The following is a 24129-nucleotide window of genomic DNA, read 5'->3' on the forward strand; positions in this document are numbered from 1 at the left end:
GCTAGCTGACACACCGCCATCGCAGGCAAGCCAGCTCCTACATTTGAACTGCGGTGTGGCAAAAATCCTAAGCCCAACTGAGATCCCTTGTAGGAGCGGGCTTGCCCGCGATAGCGGTAGTTCAGGCACCATTTCCGCTAGCTGACACACCGCCATCGCAGGCAAGCCAGCTCCTACATTTGAACTGCGGTGTGGCAAAAATCCTAAGCCCAACTGAGATCCCTTGTAGGAGCGGGCTTGCCCGCGATAGCGGTAGTTCAGGCACCATTTCCACTAGCTGACACACCGCCATCGCAGGCAAGCCAGCTCCTACATTTGAACTGCGGTGTGGCAAAAATCCTAAGCCCAACTGAGATCCCTTGTAGGAGCGGGCTTGCCCGCGATAGCGGTAGTTCAGGCGCCATTTCCGCTAGCTGACACACCGCCCTCGCAGCTCACGCCTTCCACGGCTTGAACCACAGCCCCAACCCTGTCAATACCACGATGCCCGCCAAGGTACTCAACCCCAGCTGCCAGCCATCGTTATGCAGCGGGTGCAGCACCAGTGCCGCGACTCCCAGCAACACCACACTCAAGCCCCACTGCAACGGCCAGCTCAGTTGCCCGAGCAGGTGTTGGCGTTGCATCAGCAGCAGGTTGGTGACGATCACCCCACCCAGGGCCGCCAAGGCAATACCTGGCAGGCCGAAGAAGTACGGCAGCAAGACCAGCAGGCCGGCATTGACCAGGCTGCCCAGCAGTTCACAGTTGAGCGGCAGGCGCGTGTCGCCGCTGGCGTAGGCATAGCGCGCGAGCATGGCGTTCCAGGCGCCGAATACCAGGGGCGTAGCGAACCAGGCGAGCAGGGCGGGTAGCGGGCCGTCGGCGCTTTGCGCGGGCATCAGCAGGTGAATCAGCACTGGGCTTGCGCCAATCAGGCCGAGGGCGGAGGGCAGGCTCAGCAAGGTGGCGGCGTCCAGGCCACGGCGCAGGAGTGCCAGGCGTTGTTGGCCTTGTTCACCGCTCATCATCCCCAGCAATACCTGGTTAAGGCTCATCAGCGCGATCAGCGGCAGATTGATCAGCTTGCGCGCCAGGTTGACCCAGGTCACCGCGCCTTCGCCCAGGTAGCTGGCGATCAGCCGTTCGAGCAACGCCAGGCCCTGGCTGGCGACATTGCTCGCCAACAGCGGGCCGATACGCCCCAGCAGTTCGCGGCCGGCCTGGGCATCGCCCCGGACCTGCCAGGGGCGCCAGCCGAATGACCAGACCGGCGCCAGCAGCGGCAGGCACATCAATACGCTGCCGGCAAAAAAACACATCGCCAGTTCCGCGCTGTCGCTGGCCGTGCCGCGGATAAACAGGTACAGCACCGGCGGCAGGTTGAACAGCAGCGAGCCCAGCCCCGGCAGCACAAAGCGCTGGCGCGCCTGCAACGGAATACTGAACAGGCCATGCATCACCAAGCCTGGCGCACAGGCGGCCAGCCAGCGCAGATTGGCGGCAGCCTGGTCGTGGGCGGCGGCGTCCAGCCCCGGGCCGATCAGCCGTACCCACAGCGGCGCGCCGAGTGCCAGCAGGGCGAACAGGCCCAGGCCGACGCCGAGCAGGCGCGGCGACAGGCTGGCCAGCCAGGCTTGCTGGCGTTGCGCATCACGCTGTTGATAGAGGGGCAGGGCAGCGGCGGCGAGCAAGCCGGCGGCCAGGGTGATGCGCAGCGCCTCGGGCAAAAACACCGCCACCAGGAACCCGTCGCTGCGGCTGCCCGCACCCCAGGCGGCCACCAACAGCCATTCCCGGGCAAAGCCGGCCACCAGCCCGGCCAGCGTCGCCAGGGTCAGCCACAGGGTGCTGCCAAACATCAGTGGAACAGGGTGAACAGGCCCTTGCCACCCACCTTGTAGTTCAGCCCGCGAACGCGTTCGCCCATGACTTTGGCACCGGTGCCGCCGACAATTTTGTACGACGCGACGGTTTTCGCCACCACGGTATTGGCAGTCACCACCGAGCCTTCGCACAGATGGGTGCCAAAACCGATCAGCGCACGGCTGCCGATCCACACATAGTCGTCGATATAAATCGCCCCGGAAATCGACCAGAACTCCGGTGCCTGCAAGTCATGGCTGCCGGCGATGATCAGCACATGGGAGGCAATCGCCACATGGTTGCCGATCACCAGGCCAGAGCGTGCATCCACCTGGCAATGCCAGCCGATCACCGTGTCGTCGCCGACTCTCAGGTTGTGGATGCCCAGCACCTCGGTGTTGCGCCACAGGCTCGAACCCTTGCCGATTTTCGCGCCGCCCAGGCGCAGCCAGCCGATACGGATGTGGTGACTGGGGATCTTGTTGATCAGGATGTTGTAGGCCATGTCCCAGGCGCTGCGCCAGCGGTCCTTGAGGGTCGGCCAGTTCTTGCCATAGATCGGCAGGAACTGTGCCGGAATGTCCTGTTTCATGCGATGGAACAGCCGACGTGCCACCGGATGCTCGATGGTCGGCTCCACATCGAAGGACGTCATCCAGAAGCGCTTGTTCTCGCCTTCGCCCTCTTCAAAAACCACCTCGTTGGCCAGGCACCAGGCCAGGCCGTCCTGCAGGTCTTGCAGGCTCACGCCGAGTTCGCTGGCCAGGGCGGGCAGGCGGTCACGCAGGTCGGGGGAGTGAATAGTGCGATGTTTCATGGTCGGTCATCCTTTGGTACGCAAACAGGAGCGGTAATGGTCGGGCTCAGGCGCACCTGTTGCAGGCTGATGCCCATCAACAGCCAGAACAGCGCGATCAATACGAAGGTGAAGCTGAAGTAGTGGTCGAAAATCCCCGTCAGCAGCGCCGCCAGCACACCGCATACGCAGCCCAGCCACAGGGCGTTGTCGGCGGTGACCTTGCGCACCATGCCCAGCGGTCGCACTTCGCGCCACCACAATACGGTGATGGCGATGAACAACAGCATCCCCGGAACGCCGATCTTGTAGATGAAGTTCAGCCACAGGTTGGAAATCCCCAGCAGGTTGCTGCCCGGTACCGGTGGGTCGATCTTGAAGCCGATGCCCAGCGGGTACTTGGCCATGACATCGGGGAACCCGGCGTACTCGTCGAAGCGGATCTCGGTACTGGCGTTGGTGGTCGAGAACATCGTCATCAAGCGGTCCTGCAATGGTGGATAGAACAGCACCAGGGCGATCACAAAGGCCACGCCGATGCCGATGATCCGCCCGCTGTGAGGCACGCGCTTGTAGGTCAGCCAGATCAGGATCAGCGCCAGGGCCACAATCGCGCCCCGGGAGATACTCAACAGCAGGCCGGCGCAACCCAGTACCGCCACTGCCAGGCCCAGGGCGCGGCGCCAGCCGGTGCGGGTCCAGCCGTAGAACAGCGCCAGCGGGATAAACAGCACCAGCACGCCACCGGTCAGGTTCGGGTGGACCCAGGGCGAGGCCATGCGCTTGTAGTTGGCCGAGAAGATGTCCTTCACCGCCTCGGGGTGGGCGTATTTGAGGTCGGTGAGAATATCGATCATCGACATCGCGTTGCGGGTCTTGAGGAACATGAAGATCGACAGCGACAGCATCGCCAGGTTGCCCAGCAGCAGGGCGACCACCACTTTGTCGCGGTCGGCATCGGTACGCAGCAGCAGCGGCACGATAAACAGCAGCGACAGGTTCATCAGCCAGCGCACCCAGTTCACCGGGCCGTTGCCCTCGGCGTGGATGATGAGCATGCCCCAGATAAACGGGATGGTGCTGAACAGCATCAGCCACATCAACGCCCGCTCCGTGGGGCGCCAGACCATGAAACCACGGGTCTTGCCGATAAACGATTGCCAGAACACCCCGGCCCAGGTCAGGCCCAGCACCGCTTCGCTGATGGTGGTGCGGATCCCCAGTTGCAGGGTGGTGTAGGGAATACTGGTGGCCAAGACAGCAAAGATCAGCAAGCCCCACAACGGTTTGCGGATCAGGGTCAGCGCCACGCCCACGCCGACCACGATCATGAAGACCTTCATCGGCGGCAGTGCCAACAGCAAGCCCCCGAAGACCAGGCCCAGGAGCAGACTAACGAGTTTTCCTGGCAGCATTAGCGGTTCAATTCCTTGAGCAGTTTATCCAGGCGCAGGCGATAGGCCGGTTCGGCAAATTGCCGGGCCCATGTGCGTTGCAATTGGGGGTCGACCGTGGCTCCAGGTGCAGCCAGTGACACCATCAATGTTTGCAGTTGCAAGGCGTCGTCGGGTGCAAAGCGCGGCGCCGTGGGCGGCGCCACTTCATCCAGGGCCGAACCACGGGCCACCGCAACCGGTGTGCCGACACTCAGCGCTTCCACCACCGGCAAGCCAAACCCTTCGGCATAGGAAGGCTGCCACAGGTACGCGGCATGCCGGTAGAGCGCCTGCAACTGGCCATCGGACAGCCCGTTGCGCCAATGCAGGCCAGGCAACTCGCCGAGGGCCGCCGGCACATCGCTGGCGTGGCCGACCAGCACCAGGTCCGGCACGCTCGGGTCCTGGGCGCGGCTGGCTTGCCATTGCTCCAGGAAAAACGCCATGTTCTTGCGTGGCTCGCGGGTGCCCACCACCAGCCAGTAGCGCGCCGGAATGCCTGCGGGCAGCGGCTCGGGTGCATCGGTGAACTCCGGCACCAGGTTATTCAACACGCGGAACTTGGCCCGCGCCCAGGGAAACAGGCGCGCGGCTTCATCGCACGAGAACTGCGACGGGCACCACACCCGGTCCGCCTGCCACACCGACCAGGCAATCGACGCGCCGTCGATCAGGCGGTAGGCCAGGGCCTTGAGGCGGGAGCGATGGAAGTTGCGGTGGGTCAGTTGAAACAGGTCGTGCAGCACCAGCACATAGCGGGTGCCGGCGGGTTTGCGGCACAGGGGCAGGCCCATGTTGGCCGTGGCGATGTACAGGTCGATCCGCTGTTGGTGGATTTCCCTGGGCAAAAAACCGCGCTCAAAGCGCAGTCGTACCTGGGGCCGTTGCAGGCCTTCCAGGGGGCTGGCCCACGCCGGGCACACCGCGGTGGCGCGTTGGGGATGATCCAGGGGCGCCTCGGTAAACAGCACCACTTCAGTGTTGTCCCGTGCGCGCAAGGCTTGCTCCAGGGCCAGCACCTGGCGGGCAATGCCCGACGAAGGTGCGACCGTGGCGGGGCGGTAATCCAGGGCTACGCGCATGCTTGGGGCTCCTGATGGGTTGGCAGGGTGCGGTAGATCTGCTCCAGTTCGTTACCGGCGACCGCCCAGTCGTGATAGTTGCGCGCGTAATCCCGCGCGGCATCCGCCAGTTGGCTGGCCAGTGCCGGTTCGTCCAGCAGGCGCACAATCCCATCGGCCAGGGCCTCGGCACTTTCGCCGGCCAGGTAGTGTGCCTGGGCCTCGACCGCCAGCCCGGACACGCCCTGGGCGGTACTCACCAGCGGCAGGCCGGCGGCCATCGCTTCCAGCACTTTGAGCTTGGAGCCGCCACCATGGCGCAGCGCGGCGACAAAACCTGCACAGCGGCGTTGCAAGGCCGTCAGGTCGGGGACAAAACCCTGCCACTCAATACGTTCGTCCGGCCAGCGCTCGCGCCAGTGTTCGGGCAAGCCGAAGCCGGCCACCGCCAGGCGGGCGTTGGGGCATTGCAACCAGACCCGGGGGAAGATGTCGTCGAGCAGCCACTGCACTGCGTCGAGGTTCGGCGCGTATTCGTAGTTGCCGACAAACAACAGGCGCTGGCTCTGCGGATCGGCGCTGACGTCGCTGAAGGCCCGGCTGTCGACCCCGTTGACCACCACGCTCACCGGTGTAGCGGTCAGTTGGCCGATGGCCTGGGCATCGGCCTGGGTCACGGCCACCACATGGCAGGCAGCATCAAACGCCTTGCGTTCCCACTGCTGGCAACGCCATTGGTCGTAGCGCACGAACGGTGCGGCCCATTTTGGAAAGCGGTCATAGGTGGCGCCGCCCAGGCTCGATTCCAGGTTGTGTTCGGTGAGCACAAAATCCCGCGCTTGCTGCTGCAAGAGCGTGAAGTACGGTTGCAGGCTGTAGCTGTGCTCGACCTGGATCACATCCCAGGTTTCGTCCAGCAGTTCGCGAAAGCGCGCCTGCAACACCGGCGACAGGCCGTTGACCGTGGTCAGCAGCGGCCAGGGCGCAAATACCCCGGCGAGCAGGGTCATGGGGTGTTTCAGCGGTCGGCGCGGCACCACGATCAGGCGTTCGAGCAAAGGCTCAAGGGCGGCGTGCACGGCGGCGTCGGCCGGGGTTTTCGATTGCACCAGCAAAGTGATGCGATGCCCGCGCTCACTCAAGGTGCGCAGCAAATGGTACTGCCGGGTCTTGCCGCCGCTGGTCATCGGCCACGGCAGATAGGGCACAATCCACAGGATTCTCACGTGCAGCTCTCCATGCCTGGGCGTGCTACCACACCAATATCTGCAACGACGGTTTCACCACGGGGCGAATGCCGTTGTAATCGTTAAGGGTCTGCCGGGCGCCGGTCAGCGGGTCCAGCAGCTCGGCGTGCTGTACGTTGGGCAAGGTGATGCTGGTGCCTTGCGCGCTCCAGTACATCAACAGGTGTTTGCCGTCTTCGCGGGTCCAGGCCACGCTGTAAAAAGTCTTGGGTACGTCTGCAAGCGCGGGGGTGACCCCAGGCTTGAGCGTCGGCCCGGTGATCTCGAGGAAGCGGGCGAGGGCGCGGTAGACCGGCTTGGGTTCGCCGTTGAGATCCAGCAGGCCGTAGTGCTGGTCACGCACGGAGGCCCGTTCATCCAGGTCGGACAGGGCAAACAGGAAAATCTTCTGGTAGTCCTGGGACGCCATCAACGCCAGGCGGCGCAAGGTGAAATCGGCCTGGCCGTCGACGCCGATCAGGTCCTGCATCTCCTTGGGCCCGGCATAGCTGGACCAGCCCCACTCGGTGGCCCACACATCCTTGACCCCGGCACCGTGCAGCACGGCGTTGAGTTGGTCGCCGCGCAGCAGTACTTCGTTCTTGCCCGGTTCGTCGGTTTCCGGGGTCATCGAGTACGGGTGATACGCCGCGACCATGCCCAGGGTTTGTACGCCCAGCGCGCCGAGGGCTTCGAACATCAGGGTCTTGCCACGCGGCGGCATCTGGCTGTAGTAGGCCATGCCGCCCATCACCTGGATCTTGTCTGGTGCGGCGATATTCAGGGCCTGGTGACTGGCCAGCAGCAAGCGCGCGTATTCCTCGGCATTCACTTGCGGGCGCCAGTTGTTCGGCAGGTTCTGTTCGTTCCACACCTGCCAGGCGTTGATGTTCGGGTAGCGCTTGGCCAACAGGGCCAGGCGCAGGGCATACACGCTGGCATCCCGCGGGCGGTATTGGTCCTGGAATTCTGCGCCTTTGGGGGCGGTGGTGATGAACGGCGCCGACCCCACCAGGTAGAACACCGAGCGGATCTTCTCGGCCGTCAGGGTGCGGTCCAGTTCGTCGAAAGTGCTCAGTTGGTAATCTTCTTCCTTGGGCTCCAGGCGGTCCCAGTGCAGGTCGACGCGCACCCAGTCCAGCCCCAGCTTCTGGTATTGGCGAATCTGCTTCTGGTACTGCTCGGGCTTGAACCACAGGAAATGCGCGTTCACCCCCAAGAACTCGCGCCACTCCACAGTGCGCTGGGGCGCCAGGTTCACGGGCTCCGCGTCGACCTTTTCACTGAGCAGCAGTGCGCCGCCCACGGCCATTGCAATGACCAGTGGCAGGTAGCGCCACATCCGGCGAGTAGACGAAGTGTTCATCACAAAGGCTCCTTGACTGCGGCCTGGAACATCTCGGCAAAGCGTTGGGCGGTGCTGGCCCACTGGCGCTGCCGGCCGATCTCGGCAGCGTGGTCGGCCCACTGGCGGGCCTGTTGAGGGTCGAGGATCAGGCGGTTCAGGGCATCGCTCAACGAGGCGATATCACCCTGTTGATAGGTGATGCCATTGCCCCCGGCGACTTCTTCGGCGAAGGCGCGGGCATTGGAGGTAATCACCCCGCGCCCGCAGGCGTTGGCCCAGGACAGCGCGCCGCTGGTGCCGCGCATCTGCCCCAGGAAACCGAGTTTTTTCGATTCGCGGTACGGCAGCACCATCACATGGTGGGCCTGGATGGTGTGGGGAATGTCGGCCGAGGGCAGGTCCAGTTGCCAGTCCACCACATCGCCCAGTTGCAGGCTGGCGATCAGTTGGCGCAGGCCATCGAGGTAGTTGCCGGCCGGGTCGAAGGTCATCTCCGGCGCGGTGCCCCCGGCCAGGGTCAGGCGCACCTGGCCCCGGCATTGCGGGTGGGCGGCCAGGGAGCGGGCCAGGGCCTGCAGCAGGTCCTCAATGCCCTTGCCCCTGTAGATAAAGCCGAAATACAGCAGGCGCAACGGTTGCAACGGCGGCAAGGCCACGGGGTCGATAGGCAGGTTGCCGTGGGCAATCACTGCCACTTGCTCAGGTCTTAGCCCCATGCGCTGGCGCAGGCAGTCGCCCCCCAGGCGCGTGAGGGTGATCAGGCGACGCATGCTTTTGGCCAGGCGCCGCTCTTCGTATAGGGTCAATGGGTCGGCGAGCAGCGCCGCGGCCTGGGGCAGCGGGTGGGGCAGGCGTTCGAGCAGGGTCAGCGGGAAAAACAGCTTGGCCCGGCGCCAGATCAGGCGTTCCGGGTCGTGTACGGTGGCGGTCAGCGGCAGTTGCGGCTGGGCCCGGCGCAAGTAATCCAGGCCCTGGAACTCAGCAAAGCGCCCGCCGCCCAGCTCGGCATGGACCAGGTCCACGCCGCGCCAGTCAAAGGCGTGCAGGCGCTGCAACTGTTGCGTCAGGTCCAGGCAGCCTTCCAGAGGCGTCAGCACCTCCAGGCCCTGGTCGCGCAACGCGCTGCGCAAGTGCGCAGCGTAGTCGGCGATCCCGGTCTGCTCCGGCGGCAGCGGCGCCAGCAGCGCAATGCGCATCAGGCCGCACCGCGCCAGCTGTTGATCCGCGCCAGGACATTGGCCGGCACTTCAAAACGGCGGCGGTTGAGGATCATCCCGTCGACTTTGCCGAACGCGGTGGTCAGCAGCGACAGGGCGTTCTCGATGGTCGGCACGGTGCTGGTGCGGGCTTCGATCACCAGCACAATCTGCTCGGCGCGGCGCAGGGTGAGGAACGCCTGCGGGTTGGACGACAGGGCCGAGGCGTCCAGCAGCAACACTTCACCGGGCTTCGGCGCTTCGGTGCCGTTGACCGAGACCCGGTGGCCGCGCTCTTCGAGCAGGCGCTTGAGTTGCTCGATGATAAAGCTCACGCCTTCGCCATGCCGTGCCGAGGTCAGGCCAAGGGCAAAGCCCTCGCTGGCGATGCGCTCGGCGGGTAGCAGGCTGTAGAGGCGATAGATGCTGGCGGTGAGGGCTGCCGGCGTCGCGTGTTGCACATCGGGAATGCTGCTCCACAGCGGTACACCGAACACTTCCTGCAAGCGCGCACCATCGTGGATGCGCTGGTCCAGCAGGTACAGCACGTAGATGGTCAGCAAGCCGACGGCCAGGCCGGCAGGAATGGTGAACAACAGAATCAGCAGGCTCTTGGGAAACACGCGCGCCGGGTTGAGGGTGGCGTGCTCGATCAGGGCGATGTTGCTGATCTGGCTGCTGTCCAGCTCGTGGTCGATGCGTGCCTGTTCGAGGTTTTCCGAGTACAGCGCGTAGCTTTTCTCGGCGGTGCGCAGTTGCTGGGTGAGCTTGTTCAGCTCAGGTTCATCGGTCATCGCCTGGTCACGCTGGGCGCGCAGTTCGGCGAGGGTCTTCTCGTAGTTCTCGATTTCCCCGGCCAGTTTGCGCTCCTGCAACTGGGCATCGATGATCTGTTGCTTGACGTTGATTACCAGGCTGTTGGGCGCGGTGTTTTGCGAGCGTTCCAGGCGTGTCGCTTCCTGGGCGCTGAGGTCTTGCATGTCGCGGATGTTCTGCTCGATCTGGTTGACCTGCGGCGTGCCCGGCAGGTAGGTGCGCAGCAGGCGCGCGCGTTCCACTTGCAGGGCATTGAGCTGGCGCTTGAGGTCAAGCTGGGTCGGGTTGAGGCTGGTTTCCCGGGCCGTCACCACTTCCGCTGGCTGGTTCTTGATCTGCTGGCTGGCGTTGGCCAGGAAGCTGCGGATCCCCGCGATCTGGTTTTGTGCGGTGACCTTGGCGTCGGTGACGCGGTCGATCTGGTTGGTCAGGTTTTTCAGGCGCGCGTCTACGCTGATCGAGTCGATCTGCTTCAAGCGGCCCTGCAGTTGATCCTTGAGCCCCTGGATATTGGTGGCGACCTTGGTGCGCTCGGCTTCATAGAAGGTGTGCAGGCTCTTGCGCCCAAGAATCCGTGCGCGTTCTTCGAGGTAGGCATCGACCCAGGTCTCGACGACTTTTTGCGCGATGACCGGATCATCCCAGGTGAAGGAAATCTCGATCACCGAGGAGCCCGGTTCGTGGCCGGCTTCGAAGTTCTTCTCCAGCTTGGTCGCCAGGCGTTCCAGCGGGCTTTGCTTCTCGGCCAGGCCGACGAATTGCAGGACGCTGCGCACCGCATCCAGTACTTCACCGGCGGCTTTCTTGACGTAGAACTTGGTGACTTTCCAGAAGCCCTGTGGCGGCTCGGACGTCATTGCCAGGTAGCGCTCGGCAACGATATGCACGATGGGCCGGCCGGTGAGCATCTTCTCCTCATCGACGATCGGGTCGTGCTGGGTGCTGGGCGCAATCAGCGTCTGGCGGTTGGCGGCTTCGATCGGCAACGTGGTGTTGTCCCGTCCTGGCTTGACCAGCAAGCGCGCGTCGGACTCGTAGCGAGCCGGCAACAGGAAGGCACCCAACACGGCCACCACAATCGTGGTGATCACAGCCAGTTTGAATTCGCGGCGGAAGATGAAAAACAGCCGCAAAAGGTCGCGTAGAGAGCGGATTTCGATCACAGGATCACTCCATTGAATATGTGGTGTACGCCAGACGGGAACAGTCGGTTCGAGTGATACGAAGCCTGGTCCATAATCATTGGCCTGCGTTGATGACTGGGTTGTTGTAGATGGTGTTGCCGCTGTTCTTCACGCCACTGTCGTTGAGGTCGTAGTTCAAGCCCACACCAATGCCCTTGTTGATCGGGAACAGGCGGGTGAAGTACATGTCCACCGCTTCCACGGTGGCGCCGATGCCCGACTGCGGCACGTAGATCAGGTCGCCACGTTGCAGGGCCACCCGAGGGTGATTGGGATCGGTCAGCATGCTGTTCAAACTGATGAAGTAGGTCTTGTACTTGCCATCCGGGCCGGTACGCATCAGGGCCACGTTGGAGGCGTCCGCCGAGGCCAGCACGCCGCCGGAGCTGAGCAACGCCTGCTCCACACTGACATTACCCGCCAGGTCGAAAAACGCCGGGTTCGGCACCGCACCGCCGATAAACACCTTGTTGCTCGGGGCGCTGGCGATGTTCACCGTCACTGCCGGTTCGCGGTAGATGCGCTTGTACTTGTCGGTGATTTCCTTGCCCAGGTCTTCCGGCGTGCGCAATGCCGCCTTGACCCGACCGATGTTGGGGATGGAGATCACGCCGTCGGGGCGCACGACAAATACCGTCATGTCGTCGGCCGCCGCCGGCTCCTGGGCATCACGCACGATGCGCAACAGGTCGCCACTCTGGATCAGCACCTGCGGGGGCGGCAGGTCGGCCAAGGTCAGCGCCGCCTGGTGGCCGGCCTTGAGCGTGTTGTTGTCAGGAAGCGGCACCCGCGCAGGGGTCGAACAACCAGCCAGCCAGATCGAGGCACTCAACAGGCTGAACAGGGTAAGACGGGAACGTCGGTTGGTAGTCTTCATGACGGCTCAAGTCCAGTAGGTGGAAAACATGCCCAGGCGCTGCTTGAGCGACTTGGGCAGGTAGCGTTCAAGGTGGCCGAGGCGATAGCCCAGCAATTTAAAGGCACTGCGCACCACCACTTCGGGGGCGCGGTGCAAGGCGTTGGCCTCGCGCAAGGCACGTAATTCGGCCAGTACATAGCGTTTACCTTCACCGCCGGCGTCGCCAAACGCCTGGCGAATCCATGGCTCGCGGCCGTAGAACACACCAATGTCGAAGTAGCGGTGAAATTCATCCATGAGTCGGTAATCGTGGGAGTGATAAACCCGGGCGCTGGCGGCGTACTGCACCTTCCAGCCCGCCAGCAGCAGGCGCGCGGCGACGTAGGCGTCTTCGCTGCCGATCACATCGGCAGGAAAGCCGCCCACGGCCTCTAGGGCGCTGCGCCGGTACACGGAAAACGAATCGGAGCTAAAGCAGGTCTTGATCCCCAACTGCGGCGCATCGGCTAGGCTTTTGCTGCGGCTGTTGGCCGGGTAGTTGAAGTGCCGCGACTGCGCGCCCAGCACTCCCGCACCGGGGTGCGGCAGCTGCCGGCCATAGGCGACGCCGTTGAGTGGGTCCAGTTGCAGCTCGGCGAGCAGGTTGGCGAAGGTCTCGGGCTCGGCCGGGATCGCATCCTGGGTCATCACGATCAGCGCATCGCCACCCACGTGCTCGCTGGCCCAGCGCCGGGTGCCGCCGTGGTTGAAGTCGCGGGCGGCGATCACTTCGACACGCGCGCCAAACTCGCGAAAGCGCGCCACCGTGTCATCGCTCGAGGCGCTGTCCACTACCAGCATTGCGTCGGGTTGCAGGGTCTGCATGCACAGCGCCGGCAGCAGCCGGTCGAGGTGGCCGGCGGCGTTGCGGGTCGGGATGATCAGGGACGTACGCATCAGGGCTTGGGCTCGCTGGCGGGCGCACGGCCGTAGATGTCATCGAAGCGCACAATGTCGTCTTCGCCCAGGTATTCGCCGCTCTGCACCTCGATCATCACCAGGTCGATGATGCCGGGGTTGGTCAGGCGGTGTTTGTGCCCGGCGGGAATATAGGTGGACTCGTTCATGTTGAGCAGGATCTCGCGCTCGCCATTGGTGATCATTGCCGCGCCGCTGACCACTACCCAGTGTTCGCTGCGGTGATGGTGCATTTGCAACGACAGCGAGCCCTTGGGCTTGACCACGATGCGCTTGATCTTGAAGCGCGTGCTTTCCTCCAGCACCGTGTACGTGCCCCAGGGCCGGGTGACGGTGCGGTGCAGGCTGAACGCGGGATGATTCTGGCGCTTGAGTTCGGCAACGATATGGCGCACATCCTGGCTGCGGTTGGCGTCGGCAATCAGGAGGGCGTCGGGGGTGTCGACGATGATCAGGTCACGCACCCCGACCGCGCCCAATACGCGCTTGGGCGAGTCGATATAGCAGTTGTGCACGTCGTGCAGGATCGCTTCGCCATTGATCTGGTTGCCGTTGTCGTCGCTGGGGGTCAGCTGGCGCAGGGCTTCCCAGGAGCCGATATCGCTCCAGCCGATGTCACACGGCACTACGGCAACCTGGGCGGATTTCTCCATCAGGGCCACGTCGATGGAGATGTCCGGCGCGGTGCCAAAGCCTTGCGGGTTCAGTTCGCGCTGGCGGCTGCTGTTGTTTTGCAGGCTGGTGCTGTGTTCCAGCGCCGCCTTGGCTGCGTCCAGCACGGCCGGGGCGTGGGTCGCCAGCTCTTCGAGCAGGGTGGCGGCCTTGAAGCAGAACATCCCGGCATTCCACAGGTGCTTGCCGCCGTCGAGGTAGCCTTGGGCGGTGGCCAGGTCGGGTTTTTCGACGAAGCGCTGGACACGGAAACCCTGGGCCAGCGCCGGGCCTTGTTCGATATAGCCAAAGCCGGTCTCGGGGCGGTCGGGCTGGATGCCGAAGGTCACCAGGTAACCCGCTTCGGCCAATTCGCGGGCCTGGGCCACGGCCTTGGCGAAGGCGTTTTCATCGAGGATCAGGTGGTCGGCCGGCATCACCAGCAATTGCGCATCGTCGCCGAAAAACTCCTGCACATGCAGGGCAGCGACCGCGATGGCCGCAGCCGTGTTGCGGCCGAACGGTTCCAGCAGCAAATCCAGGCCCAGGTGGGCGGTGTTGACTGCGCGGTAATCGTCGAGGGTGCGAAACAGCAGGTCGCGGTTGGTCACCGTCAGCACGCTGTCGACCCCCGGCAGGCGGCTGGCGCGCAGGAAAGTTTTCTGCAACAGGCTCTGGTCGTCGCGCATGCGCATGAACGGCTTGGGCATGTTCTGCCGCGAAACCGGCCACAGCCGCGTGCCCGAGCCACCGGAGATGATGCAGGGAATCAATCCGTTGAGGGTGTTCATCAATAGACTTCCTTGGTGGAAAGGACGGCCGGGACCGTCATGAAAACGATGTACAGGTCAAACCACACCGACCATTTGGCGATGTATTCCAGGTCGTATTCGACCCGTTTCTGAATCTTGAACAGGGTGTCGGTTTCACCCCGGTAGCCATTGATCTGCGCCCAGCCGGTGATGCCCGGCTTGACTCGGTGCCGCGAGCTGTACTCGCTGACGGCTTCCTCGAACGGAATCCCGGCGGCCTTGGTGGCGGTGGCATGGGGGCGCGGACCGACCATCGACATATTGCCCAGCAGCACATTGAACAGTTGCGGCAGCTCGTCGATGCTGGTCTTGCGAATGATTCGCCCGACACGGGTGATACGTGGGTCGCGGCGGGTGGTCTGGCACTCGGCGTTGAAATCGCTCTGGTCGACGTACATCGAGCGGAACTTGAACACCCGGATCAGGTTGTCGTTATAGCCGTAGCGCTTCTGGCGAAACAGCACCGGGCCCTTGGAGTCGAGCTTGATGGCAATGGCGGTCACCACCATGATCGGCGACAACAGCAGCAGGCCGGCGCTGGCCAACAGCAGGTCTTCACAGCGCTTGATAAAGGGTGACCAACCGCGCAGCGGCAGTTGCGAGGTGTTGAACATCAGGATGCCGCCGACATCGGTGATGCGGTTATGGCCATAGCGCAGGGCGGCCATGTCCGGCACCAGCATGACGTTGACCGACATCTGCCGCAGGCGCTTGACCAGCCCGTTGATGCGCTGCTCGGCGGCCCAGGGCAGGGTGATCATCACCTGGTTGACCTGTTCGGACCTGATCAGTTTTTCCAGGTCGCGGGTGTTGCCCAGCAACGGCAGGTTGCTCAATTCCTTGGGGATGCGTTCGGTGCGGTCGTCGATAAAACCGATCAGGCCGGAGCGGATGTCACTGTTGCGCGACAGGTGTTCGGCCACATGGATGGCGGTGTCGGTAAAGCCGAGGATCACCGTGCGCTGCAGGAACTTGCCGTTCTTCATCAGGTTGCGATACAGGCGCAGCATCAGGATGCGTTCCACGCCAAACAGGATCAGGCTCAGGCTGAACCAGAACATCAGGTTGCGCGGGCTCAACTGCGGGAACAGCAGCAGGATCTGGTACATGAACAGCAGGATGCAAAACGCCGAGATCCACGCGACCAACATCACGCGAAAACGCAGGCGGTTGCTGAACAGGTCCTCGGAGTACACCCCCAGGGCCTGGAACAGAATGATGGTCAGGATCGCAAAAAACAGCAGCAGGCCCAGGTAGTGACCACGCATTTGCGGGTCGACCGGATCCGGGTAGAACAACAGGATCATCGCCGGCAGGACTGCCGTCAGGCCGTGGATTAATTTGACGAAAACCACAAAGAATTCAACAAAACCGGTACGAGTCAGAAACAGGCTGACGACTTCTCACGCATAAATCATCCCTCAATACACCACCAGGACTTCCCTGTTCGTTTGCTCATCCATAAGGCAGGTCTGCTTTATAAGTGGTGCAAGGCGAACGACTGCTTTCACTGGGTAACGCGCAATTGCCTGTCTGGGCGCAGGCTGTTGCGAAGTAATGTCTAAATGATGGCTCCTTTTGATTTTCTCGTCAAGGTTTTGACTTTTTCCATGAGTCTAGCCGTCTAGTGTCATAAGATACTCTTATGATGACGGTTTGTTGACATATTTTGCGGTATTCTCAGATTAATCGAGAATAAGTGATGGCTTTTTGGAGTGTAGAAACAAAAGCGGGAATTATCCTGCCGGGCAGGAAAAGCTTTTTTGACGGGCTGCGCCGGCATCTGTAGGAACTCTCTGGCGGCTGCTGGCATCTGGCCCAGGGGTGAGACTAATCTACGGTTTTCCCTGGCGGATGAGCTGAGCATGATCGATCTCCCAACCCTGGCGGTTTTCTCTGGTTCCGTGCTGCTGTTGCTGCTGTCGCCCGGGCCGAACATGGCCTTTGTCATCAGTCATGGCGTGAGCTATGGCTGGCGCGGTGGGGTGGCGGCGGGGTTGGGGATCGGGGTGGCCGACCTGCTACTGACCGCACTCACCGCTACCGGTGTCACCGCGTTGGTGGCCAGTTGGCCCCCGGCGTTTGACCTGATTCGTTATGCCGGGGTGGTCTACCTGCTGTGGCTGGCGTTCAAGACCTTGCAGAAAAAACCGTCCCTGGATACCGCCCAAGTTGTGCGGGTACGCCTGGGCGGGGTGTTTATGCGGGCCATGCTCAACAGCCTGCTCAACCCCAAGGCGCTGCTGTTTTTCATGGTGTTCCTGCCGCAGTTCGTCAAACCCGAAGCCGGCCCCATTGCCCTGCAATTGGTGCAGTTGGGTGTGGTCCTGACGCTGATTGCGGGCGTATTTCACGCGGTACTGGGGATTTTTGGCGGGGCGATCAGCCGGTTTTTCGCCGGTAGTAAAAGAACCGCCGGCCTGCAGAAATGGGGGGTGGCCACGGTGCTGACGGTGTTGGCCGTGCGCCTGGCGGTGATGCCGCGCAGCTTGTAAATGGCAGATGCCTCTCCTTGTGGGAGCGGGCTTACCCGCGATAGCGGCGGTTCAGCCATTATTTTTGGCGGCTGGTATACCGCCATCGCAGGCAAGCCAGTTCCCACCTTTGATTTGTGGTGTGGCCCAAGCTTCTGCCCCGACGCACATCCCCTGTGGGAGCGGGCTTGCCTGCGATAGCGGCAGTTCGGCCATTATTTTTGGCGGCTGGTATACCGCCATCGCAGGCAAGCCAGCTCCTACCTTTGATTTGTGGTGTGGCCCAGGCTTCTGCCCCGACGCACATCCCCTGTGGGAGCGGGCTTGCTCGCGAAAGCAGTGGGTCAGTCAACATCAATGTTTGCTGGGCCGACGTCTTCGCGAGCAAGCCAGCTCCCACAAGGGAAAAGCGTCCGGCCTTCAGCCCAGCCGCGCCGCCGCCCGTGCGGCAATTTCGCCCCGGGTCTTGCGTGATTCAGCGGTGCGCTTATTCGCCTCGTCCAGCACCGGCCGTGGCGCGGTGTCCGGGCGGCCGGCATTGAAGGGCGGGGCTGGCGCATATTCAAGCTGCAATTGCACCAACTGCGCCGCCGCCTCGCCGTACAGCTCGGCGGCCAGGGTCAGGGCAAAGTCGATCCCCGCCGTGATGCCGCCCCCGGTGAACAGATTGCCGTCGCGTACTACACGCTCCTGCACCGCAGTCGCGCCCAAAGTGGCCAGCATCTCGTGATAGGCCCAATGCGTGGTGGCCCGCCGCCCGCGCAGCAAACCCGCCGCTCCCAGCACCAGCGAGCCGGTACACACCGACGTCACATAGCGCGCGGTCTGGGATTGTGCCCGCAGAAAGTCCAGGGTCGGCTCATCTTCCATCAGCGGCCCAACCCCCGAGCCGCCCGGTACGCAGATCACGTCCAGCGTCGGGCAATGGTCGTAGGTGATGGTCGGCGACAGCACCAACCCGCTGCTGGAAGTGATCGGCGCCAAGTCTTTCCAGATCAGGTGCAACTTTACGTCCGGCAATGACGCCAGTACGTCGTAGGGGCCGGTGAGGTCCAGTTGCTGGATGCCGGGGAACAACACAAAGCCGATCTGCAAGGTCATGGTGAAACTCCAGGAGAGGGGATGGACGGCTTCACTCTAGTGGCCTAGGCTTTGGCGTATACGCCATTGAGCCCACGAATCACGCCAATCATGCCGAAAATCATCCATGTGCTGGCCTTTGCCAACGTGCAGGTACTCGACGTCACCGGGCCGTTGCAAGTGTTTGCCTCGGCCAACGACCTGGCCCGCCAGCAAGGTTTGCCGTTGCCCTATGCGGTCAACGTGGTTGCCGCCCAGGCCGAGCCGGTGATGACCTCTGCCGGCCTGGCCCTGGTGGCCGAGCCGTTGCCTGCCGCCGATACGCCTTGCGACACCCTGGTGATCGCTGGTGGCTGGGGCGTGTATGGGGCGGCCGATGATCCGCAACTGGTGGAGTGGGTGCGGCAAAAAGCCAAGCAGTCGCGGCGCATCACCTCGGTGTGTACCGGTGCCTTCCTGTTGGCCGCCAGTGGCCTGCTGGACGGCTGCCGTGTCGCCACCCACTGGACGCGCTGCGAGGAACTGGCGCTTAAATACCCCAGGCTGCGGGTCGAGGCCAACCCGATCTTTATCCAGCAGGGCTCGCTCTGGACTTCGGCGGGGGTCACGGCTGGTATCGATTTGTGCCTGGCCCTGGTGGAACAGGACCTGGGCCGCGCGGTGGCCCTGGAAGTAGCGCGGCACCTGGTGGTGTTTCTCAAACGACCCGGTGGGCAGTCGCAGTTCAGCGTCACCCTGTCCCTGCAAAAGGGCGGCAGCCGCTTCAGTCAATTGCATGCGTGGATTGCCGAGCACCTGCACCTTAACTTGAACATCCCGACCCTGGCGGCTGCGTGTGGCATGAGCGAACGCAGCTTCGTACGCCATTACCGCGCCGAAACCGGCCAGACCCCGGCCCGGGCGGTGGAACTGATCCGCGTGGAAACCGCACGCCGGCAACTGGCCGACAGCACCGTGGCAATCAAGCGCATCGCGGCGCAATGCGGCTTTGGCAGCGAAGAAACCATGCGCCGCAGTTTTATCCGCGCGTTGTCGATCACCCCGCAGCTTTATCGCGAGCGGTTTGCGGCGCCGGCGTGAGTCTGCTCCAGCAGTTCAAACAATGCATCGAGGGTGGCCTGCGGTGCTTCCTGGGGAATATTGTGGCCCACCCCGGCGAGCACCCGGCGTCGATAGAGTCCGCTGAAATTGCCCACGTCGTCATCCACCTCGGGAGCCGGGCCGACACCGTCGTCGGCGCCGCACAGCGAAATGCTTGGCACCGAAATCGGCGGCGGCTGCACCAGCGCCTGTTCAATCCCTTCCAGCGCCGGATCACCCTCGGCATACATGAAACGATGGCGATAGGAGTGGATCACCACCTCCACAAAGTCCGGGTTATCAAACGAGGGCGCCGTCTGCGGGTAAAGGCTCGGCCCCTCGGCCCAGGAGGGCGACCAGAGTGACCACAGCAGTTCACACAGCTCGCCGCGGTTGGCGGTCAGGCCATCGACACCCCGTTGGGTGTGGAAATAGAACTGGTACCACAACCGATGCTCCGTGACCGGCGCGCGTGGCTGGACGGACTTGGCAATGTCCTGAATGTTGTAGCCATCACCTGTGACCAGGCAGCGTACGCGCGTGGGCCAAAGCGCCGCGACAATGCACGCGGCGCGCCCGCCCCAGTCATAACCAGCAAGGGCTGCCTGGTCGATGGACAGGGCGTCCATGAAATCCAGCAGGTCCTTGGCCAGCGCCGCCTGTTGGCCGGAGCGCATTACCTGGGCGTGGGCAAAGCGGGTCGGGCCGTAGCCGCGCAGGTAAGGCACCAGCACGCGATAGCCAGCCTCGGCCAACACCGGCGCGATGGCATCGTAGCCGCGAGGGTCATAGGGAAAACCGTGCAGCAGAATCACCACTTCGCCGTCGGCCGGGCCATGGGCTTCGTAGGCGATATCGAGCATGGGAGTGCGGATATACAGCAGCGCGATCGAGGGGCTCATTGGGACTCCGTTAGGGTCACAGCAGGGAGCCTGGACTTTAGCGCGAAACCTTTGCGTGTTCATGGGCCAGCAGCGAAAACACTTGCAGGTCCTGATAACGCCCCGCCCAAAACCCGGCCTCGCGCAGCACGCCTTCGCGGCTAAAACCCAGGCGCCCCAGCAGCGCCTGGGACGCCAGGTTGCGCGGATGAACCAGCGCTTCGACACGATGCAGTTGCATCTGCGCAAAGCCCCAATCGAGCACGCTGCCCAGGGCCTCGTTCATCAAGCCTTTGCCCCTGGCCGCCGGTGCCAGCTCGCAGGCCAGGGCGCAGCTGTTCCACTGGCGATTCCATTTGAACAGCCCACAGGTGCCAATCAACCTGCCTTCACATTCCAGACCCCAGCGCGTGCCCGGATTGGCCTGGGTCCGCCATTGAGCGAAGGTGGCGATCAGGGCGTGGGCCTGGGATACATCGGTCATGGGATCAATGCCAAACCAGGGCATGGCCTCGGCGTCGCGATAGATCGCGAACAGCGCCGGGGCGTCGTGGGGGGTCAACTCCCGCAGGTGCAAACGTTCAGTGTGCAGGGTGGGGAACGCATCCCTGTGGTGTGGCGCGGTTGGCATGGGTATCGACTGAACATTGTCGGGCGCCAGGGGCGGGTTCATATTCGTTCCTTGAATACAGGAGGGGGCAGGCAGATAGCTTGCTCAAGGTAGCAAAGATCAAAGGTGGAGCGGTCGAGCTTTAGCGAGGTAGCGATGGCGTCGGTGCAGCCAATGTGGAGGTTGCCTGATAGCTTCTACAAGGGTTTCACTTCGCTGCTCGATTCTCAAGGTTGCCACACGGTTTTTTCCCCACTCAACTTGCGATCCAGAAACGTCGCCGCGCTGATCAGCGCCAAATGGCTCAAGGCCTGGGGCGTGTTGCCTAGATGCCGTGCCTGGCTGTCGAACTCTTCGGCATACAGCCCCAGCGGGTTGGCATAGCGCAGCAGTTGCTCGAACTCCAGGTGGGCCTTTTCCACTTGCCCCGCGCGGGCCAGGCATTCGACGTACCAGAATGAACAGGCGGTAAACGCTCCCTCTGTGCCTTGCAAGCCGTCAATCTGGCTGTCGTCATTGCGGTAGCGGTACACCATGCCGTCGCGCACCAGGCTTTTCTGGATGGCCTCCAGGGTCGACAGCCAGCGCGGGTCGGTAGCCGCCACGAAGCGCACCAGGGGCATCAACAGCATCGACCCATCCAGTGCAGTGCTGCCGATGTGCTGCACGAAATGCCCGCGTTCGGCGTTCCAGAAGTTGCTCCAGATATCTTCATAAATCGCCTGGCGGGTCTGGTCCCAGCGGGCGAACGGGGCTGGCAGCGAGCGTTTGGAGGCCAGGCGTATCGCCCGGTCGAGCGCCACCCAGCACATCAGCCGCGAGTGCAGGAAGTGATGCTGCTCGCCACGCATCTCCCAGATGCCGACGTCTTTCTGGTTCCAGGTTTCGCACACCTGGTCCACCACTTCCAGGGTGTGTTTCCAGCCTTCATGGGAGATGGCCTCGCCGTACTTGTTGACCAGGTACACCGCGTCCATCAGTTCGCCAAAGATATCCAGTTGCACCTGGTCAAAGGCCTCATTGCCAATGCGCAGCGGTTGCGCGCCGCCGTGGCCGCTGAGGTGGGTCAACTCGGTTTCCGGCAGCTGTTGGCGGCCGTCGATGCCATACAGGATATTGATTTTCATCGGCTGCCCGCAGCAGTCGCTGACGCGCCCGCGCAGCCAGCGCATGTAGTCATTGGCTTCCTGGACAAACCCCAGGCGCATAAAGGCATAGACGGTGAACGAGGCGTCGCGGATCCAGGTGTAGCGGTAGTCCCAATTGCGCTCGCCGCCGGGGCTTTCGGGCAGGCCGAAGGTGGCCGCTGCGAGGATCGCTCCGTGTTTGCGCGAGGTCAAAAGCTTCAGGGCCAGGGCCGAGCGGTTGACCATTTCCCGCCAGCGGCCACGGTAGTTGGACTGCGCCAGCCAGCCGCGCCAGAACTGCAGGGTGCGTTGCAGGCACAGGTCGGTGCCGCCACTGTCGACACGCACATCGTCGAGGCCGCCAAGGACAAATTCGGCGCCCTGGTCCTGGTCCAGGGTAAAGCAGGCAACAGCGGCATCGTCCTCGATCTGTACCGGTAGGCTGCTGGCCAGGCGCAGGCCGGGCAGGCCCGGGGCTTGGAAACATACATCGGTCTTATCCGCCGTAGCCCGGGTGGGCGCCCGGGCATAGTCATGGCGTACCGCGCAGCGCATATGCAAGGTGGCCTTGCCGCTCACCACCCGCACGCGGCGGATCAGCAGGGGCAGGTCGTCGACGTCGTCGCTGATGCTCAGCAGGTCGGTGATTTCCACCACCGCCTCATCGCTCAGCCAGCGGGTTTGCAGGACGTTGGTGTCCGGCAGGTAGATTTGTTCGCGGCGCGCCTCTGGCAGGTCTGGGGTGAGCTGGAAGATCCCGGCGGCGGGGGAGTCGAGCAGTGAGCAGAAGATCGACGGGCTGTCGAATTCCGGCCAGCAGAAAAAATCGATGCTGCCCTGGTCGTTGATCAGCGCTGCACTGCGCATGTCGCCGATGATGCCGTGGGCGTCGATGGCGCTTTGCGCTTCGTTTTTCAGATCAACCATTGTCTTTGAACTCCGGATAAAGGCTCATGCCGCCGTCGATAAACAAGGTGCTGCCCACCACATAGTCGGACGCATCACTGGCCAGCCAGACCACGGCGTTGGCCACATCCTCCACGTCGCCAACGCGGCCATAGGGGATCAGTTTGAGCAACTGCTGCTCGGCATCGCCCTCGGTGGCGGCGCGGTTGATGGCCGTGCGGATCGCCCCCGGCGCGATGCCGTTGATGCGGATCCGTTGGTGGCTGACTTCCTGGGCGAGGCTGCGCATCAGCATCTCGACGCCGCCCTTGGAGGCCGCGTAATTGACGTGGCCGGCCCAGGGGATCAACTGGTGCACCGAACTCATATGGATGATCTTGCCGGCAGCCCGCGATACGCCGACTCGCACACCCTGGCGGTTGAAAATGCGCAAGGCGGCGCGGGCGCAGAGGAACTGGCCGGTGAGGTTGACGCCAATCACCGCGTTCCATTGCTCAAGGGTCATGTCGCTGATGGCGGCGTCTTTCTGCAGGCCCGAGTTGGCCACCAGGATGTCCAGGTGGCCGAAGGCGTCGAGGGTTTGCGCAAACAGGCGCTCGACATCGGCCTCCCTGGACACGTCGGCACCGATCGCCAGGGCCCGGCCACCGGCCTGGTTGATCTGCGCGGCCAGGGCCTGGGCGGGTTCTGCCTGGCTGTTGTAGTTCACCACCACCGCCGCGCCGGCGGCGGCCAACGCTTTGGCGGCGCCTGCGCCGATGCCGGAGCTGGCCCCGGTGACCACGGCCACTTGTTGTTCCAACGAGATGCGCATTGTCCACCCAACCTTTCTTCAGGAGTCCATTGAGCTGACTGATGGTGCGCGGCACAAGTTCAGCGGCTTGTCTGAAATGCGACGATGGCTGTCTATATCTATCGTTTTCGCCAGCGGGCTTTTGGTTAGAATCAGCGGCTCGATGACGTGAGACGCTGCCCATGACAACTGCGCACCGGCCTTGGCTTGAGGCTTATGCCGACAACTACCGCAACGACGAAGTGGTCCACCCCCATTGTCATACCCAGGCGCAACTGATTCACGGGGTCACCGGAGTGATGGTGGTCAGCACCGCCCAGGGCAGTTGGCTGGTGCCGTCCGGGCATGCGTTGTGGGTACCCGCCGGGACGCCCCACGAGATCCGTATGGCCGGCGAGGTGCACATGCGCACCTTGTTCCTGATACCTGAGGTGGAGCCAAGCCTGGGCCGGACCTGCCAGGTGATCGAGGTCTCGGCCCTGCTGCGCGAGCTGATCGTGGCCGCCACACAGATCGCCGGCCAGAACAGCCCACGCTTGCAGGCCATGGTGGAGCTGATCCGCATGGAGCTGCTGGCTGCACCGGTGGTGGCCATGCATGTGCCGGTTCCCGGCGAAGCGCGCTTGGCCCGGCTATGTAACCGGTTTATCCGCAACCCATCCGATGACAGCAGCCTGGAGTCCTGGGCCGAGACCCTGAACATGAGCGCGCGCACCCTGAGCCGGATTTTCCAGCGGGAATTGGGCATGAGCTTTGGCGAGTGGCGCAAGCGTGCGCGCCTGGCCCTGAGCCTGAAGCTGCTGGCCCAGGGCGCTTCGATCCTGGAGGTGGCGCTGGAGCATGGTTACCAGAGCCCGAGCGCATTCAGCGCGATGTTTCGTCGTTCGCTGGGATATCCGCCGAGTCATTTCCGTCCCGGGGCCTGATGTTGCTTCATGTAACCCAATTGTCCATTTGGCGACGATACATGGCCCTGGCGCGGGCGAATCCG

Annotated in this window: 20 protein-coding genes; 3 read left to right on the forward strand and 17 right to left on the reverse strand. The window is 63.3% G+C overall.

The window, feature by feature from the left end; translation table 11 throughout:
• Positions 1–434 precede the first annotated feature (434 nt).
• The 12 genes from HBO05_RS24690 to HBO05_RS24745 form a co-directional block, all read right to left on the reverse strand.
• Entirely contained in the window at positions 435–1841 is a 1407-nt protein-coding gene (locus HBO05_RS24690) for a lipid II flippase MurJ (RefSeq protein ID WP_172314439.1), read from the reverse strand.
• Positions 1841–2662: an acyltransferase gene (locus tag HBO05_RS24695; protein WP_172314441.1), complete on the reverse strand. Its 822-nt coding sequence runs from the start codon at positions 2660–2662 to the stop codon at positions 1841–1843. Before HBO05_RS24695 ends, HBO05_RS24690 begins: the two co-directional genes overlap by 1 nt.
• A complete protein-coding gene (locus tag HBO05_RS24700) occupies positions 2659–4056 on the reverse strand; it encodes an O-antigen ligase family protein (protein WP_170043691.1) in 1398 nt (465 codons plus the stop codon). Before HBO05_RS24700 ends, HBO05_RS24695 begins: the two co-directional genes overlap by 4 nt.
• The gene (locus HBO05_RS24705) at positions 4056–5159 is read right to left on the reverse strand and encodes a glycosyltransferase family 1 protein (RefSeq protein WP_172314443.1); all 1104 of its coding nucleotides are present in this window, start codon (positions 5157–5159) and stop codon (positions 4056–4058) included. The genes HBO05_RS24700 and HBO05_RS24705 overlap by 1 nt, the downstream gene beginning before the upstream one ends.
• Positions 5150–6364, reverse strand: coding sequence for a glycosyltransferase family 4 protein (locus tag HBO05_RS24710; protein WP_170043693.1), 1215 nt, complete (start codon positions 6362–6364; stop codon positions 5150–5152). The genes HBO05_RS24705 and HBO05_RS24710 overlap by 10 nt, the downstream gene beginning before the upstream one ends.
• A 25-nt stretch (positions 6365–6389) precedes the next feature.
• On the reverse strand, positions 6390–7730 hold the full coding sequence (locus HBO05_RS24715; RefSeq protein ID WP_172314445.1) for a beta-xylosidase: 1341 nt from the start codon (positions 7728–7730) through the stop codon (positions 6390–6392).
• Positions 7730–8908, reverse strand: a complete 1179-nt coding sequence (locus HBO05_RS24720) for a glycosyltransferase (protein WP_172314447.1) — start codon at positions 8906–8908, stop codon at positions 7730–7732. Before HBO05_RS24720 ends, HBO05_RS24715 begins: the two co-directional genes overlap by 1 nt.
• Positions 8908–10887 carry an exopolysaccharide transport family protein gene (locus HBO05_RS24725; RefSeq protein ID WP_170058395.1) on the reverse strand — a complete coding sequence of 660 codons (1980 nt, stop codon included), beginning with the start codon at positions 10885–10887 and terminating at the stop codon, positions 8908–8910. The genes HBO05_RS24720 and HBO05_RS24725 overlap by 1 nt, the downstream gene beginning before the upstream one ends.
• Positions 10888–10963: 76 nt before the next feature.
• Positions 10964–11785 carry a polysaccharide biosynthesis/export family protein gene (locus HBO05_RS24730; protein WP_170043697.1) on the reverse strand — a complete coding sequence of 274 codons (822 nt, stop codon included), beginning with the start codon at positions 11783–11785 and terminating at the stop codon, positions 10964–10966.
• 6 nt (positions 11786–11791) lie between these two features.
• Entirely contained in the window at positions 11792–12703 is a 912-nt protein-coding gene (locus tag HBO05_RS24735; RefSeq protein ID WP_172314449.1) for a glycosyltransferase, read from the reverse strand.
• Complete coding sequence (locus tag HBO05_RS24740; protein WP_172314451.1) at positions 12703–14166, reverse strand: mannose-1-phosphate guanylyltransferase/mannose-6-phosphate isomerase; 1464 nt, start codon at positions 14164–14166, stop codon at positions 12703–12705. Before HBO05_RS24740 ends, HBO05_RS24735 begins: the two co-directional genes overlap by 1 nt.
• On the reverse strand, positions 14166–15578 hold the full coding sequence (locus HBO05_RS24745; protein WP_172314528.1) for an undecaprenyl-phosphate glucose phosphotransferase: 1413 nt from the start codon (positions 15576–15578) through the stop codon (positions 14166–14168). The genes HBO05_RS24740 and HBO05_RS24745 overlap by 1 nt, the downstream gene beginning before the upstream one ends.
• A gap of 474 nt (positions 15579–16052) precedes the next feature.
• On the opposite strand from HBO05_RS24745, the gene HBO05_RS24750 reads away from it, so the two are divergent.
• Positions 16053–16682, forward strand: a complete 630-nt coding sequence (locus HBO05_RS24750) for a LysE family translocator (protein WP_172314453.1) — start codon at positions 16053–16055, stop codon at positions 16680–16682.
• Between the two features lie 399 nt (positions 16683–17081).
• On the opposite strand, the gene inhA is transcribed toward HBO05_RS24750, so the two are convergent.
• On the reverse strand, positions 17082–17762 hold the full coding sequence (inhA, locus tag HBO05_RS24755) for an isonitrile hydratase (protein ID WP_169954790.1): 681 nt from the start codon (positions 17760–17762) through the stop codon (positions 17082–17084).
• Positions 17763–17852: 90 nt separating this feature from the next.
• Here inhA and HBO05_RS24760 point away from each other — a divergent pair, with 90 nt between their 5' ends.
• Positions 17853–18821 (forward strand): AraC family transcriptional regulator, encoded by a 969-nt coding sequence (locus HBO05_RS24760; protein WP_172314455.1) that lies wholly within the window; start codon positions 17853–17855, stop codon positions 18819–18821.
• Here HBO05_RS24760 and HBO05_RS24765 read toward each other — a convergent pair.
• From HBO05_RS24765 to HBO05_RS24780, 4 genes are all read right to left on the reverse strand, one after another.
• On the reverse strand, positions 18791–19723 hold the full coding sequence (locus HBO05_RS24765) for an alpha/beta hydrolase (protein WP_172314457.1): 933 nt from the start codon (positions 19721–19723) through the stop codon (positions 18791–18793). The genes HBO05_RS24760 and HBO05_RS24765 overlap by 31 nt on opposite strands.
• A 37-nt stretch (positions 19724–19760) precedes the next feature.
• Positions 19761–20333: a GNAT family protein gene (locus tag HBO05_RS24770; RefSeq protein ID WP_172314529.1), complete on the reverse strand. Its 573-nt coding sequence runs from the start codon at positions 20331–20333 to the stop codon at positions 19761–19763.
• A 206-nt stretch (positions 20334–20539) separates the two neighbouring features.
• Positions 20540–22366, reverse strand: a complete 1827-nt coding sequence (locus HBO05_RS24775; RefSeq protein WP_172314459.1) for a glycoside hydrolase family 15 protein — start codon at positions 22364–22366, stop codon at positions 20540–20542.
• Positions 22359–23159, reverse strand: coding sequence for a glucose 1-dehydrogenase (locus HBO05_RS24780; protein ID WP_169954786.1), 801 nt, complete (start codon positions 23157–23159; stop codon positions 22359–22361). Before HBO05_RS24780 ends, HBO05_RS24775 begins: the two co-directional genes overlap by 8 nt.
• 161 nt (positions 23160–23320) lie before the next feature.
• Here HBO05_RS24780 and HBO05_RS24785 point away from each other — a divergent pair, with 161 nt between their 5' ends.
• Positions 23321–24064, forward strand: coding sequence for a helix-turn-helix transcriptional regulator (locus HBO05_RS24785; RefSeq protein ID WP_170043706.1), 744 nt, complete (start codon positions 23321–23323; stop codon positions 24062–24064).
• Positions 24065–24129: the final 65 nt, after the last annotated feature.

Source organism: Pseudomonas sp. WS 5079, assembly GCF_012985465.1.
GTDB lineage: Bacteria > Pseudomonadota > Gammaproteobacteria > Pseudomonadales > Pseudomonadaceae > Aquipseudomonas.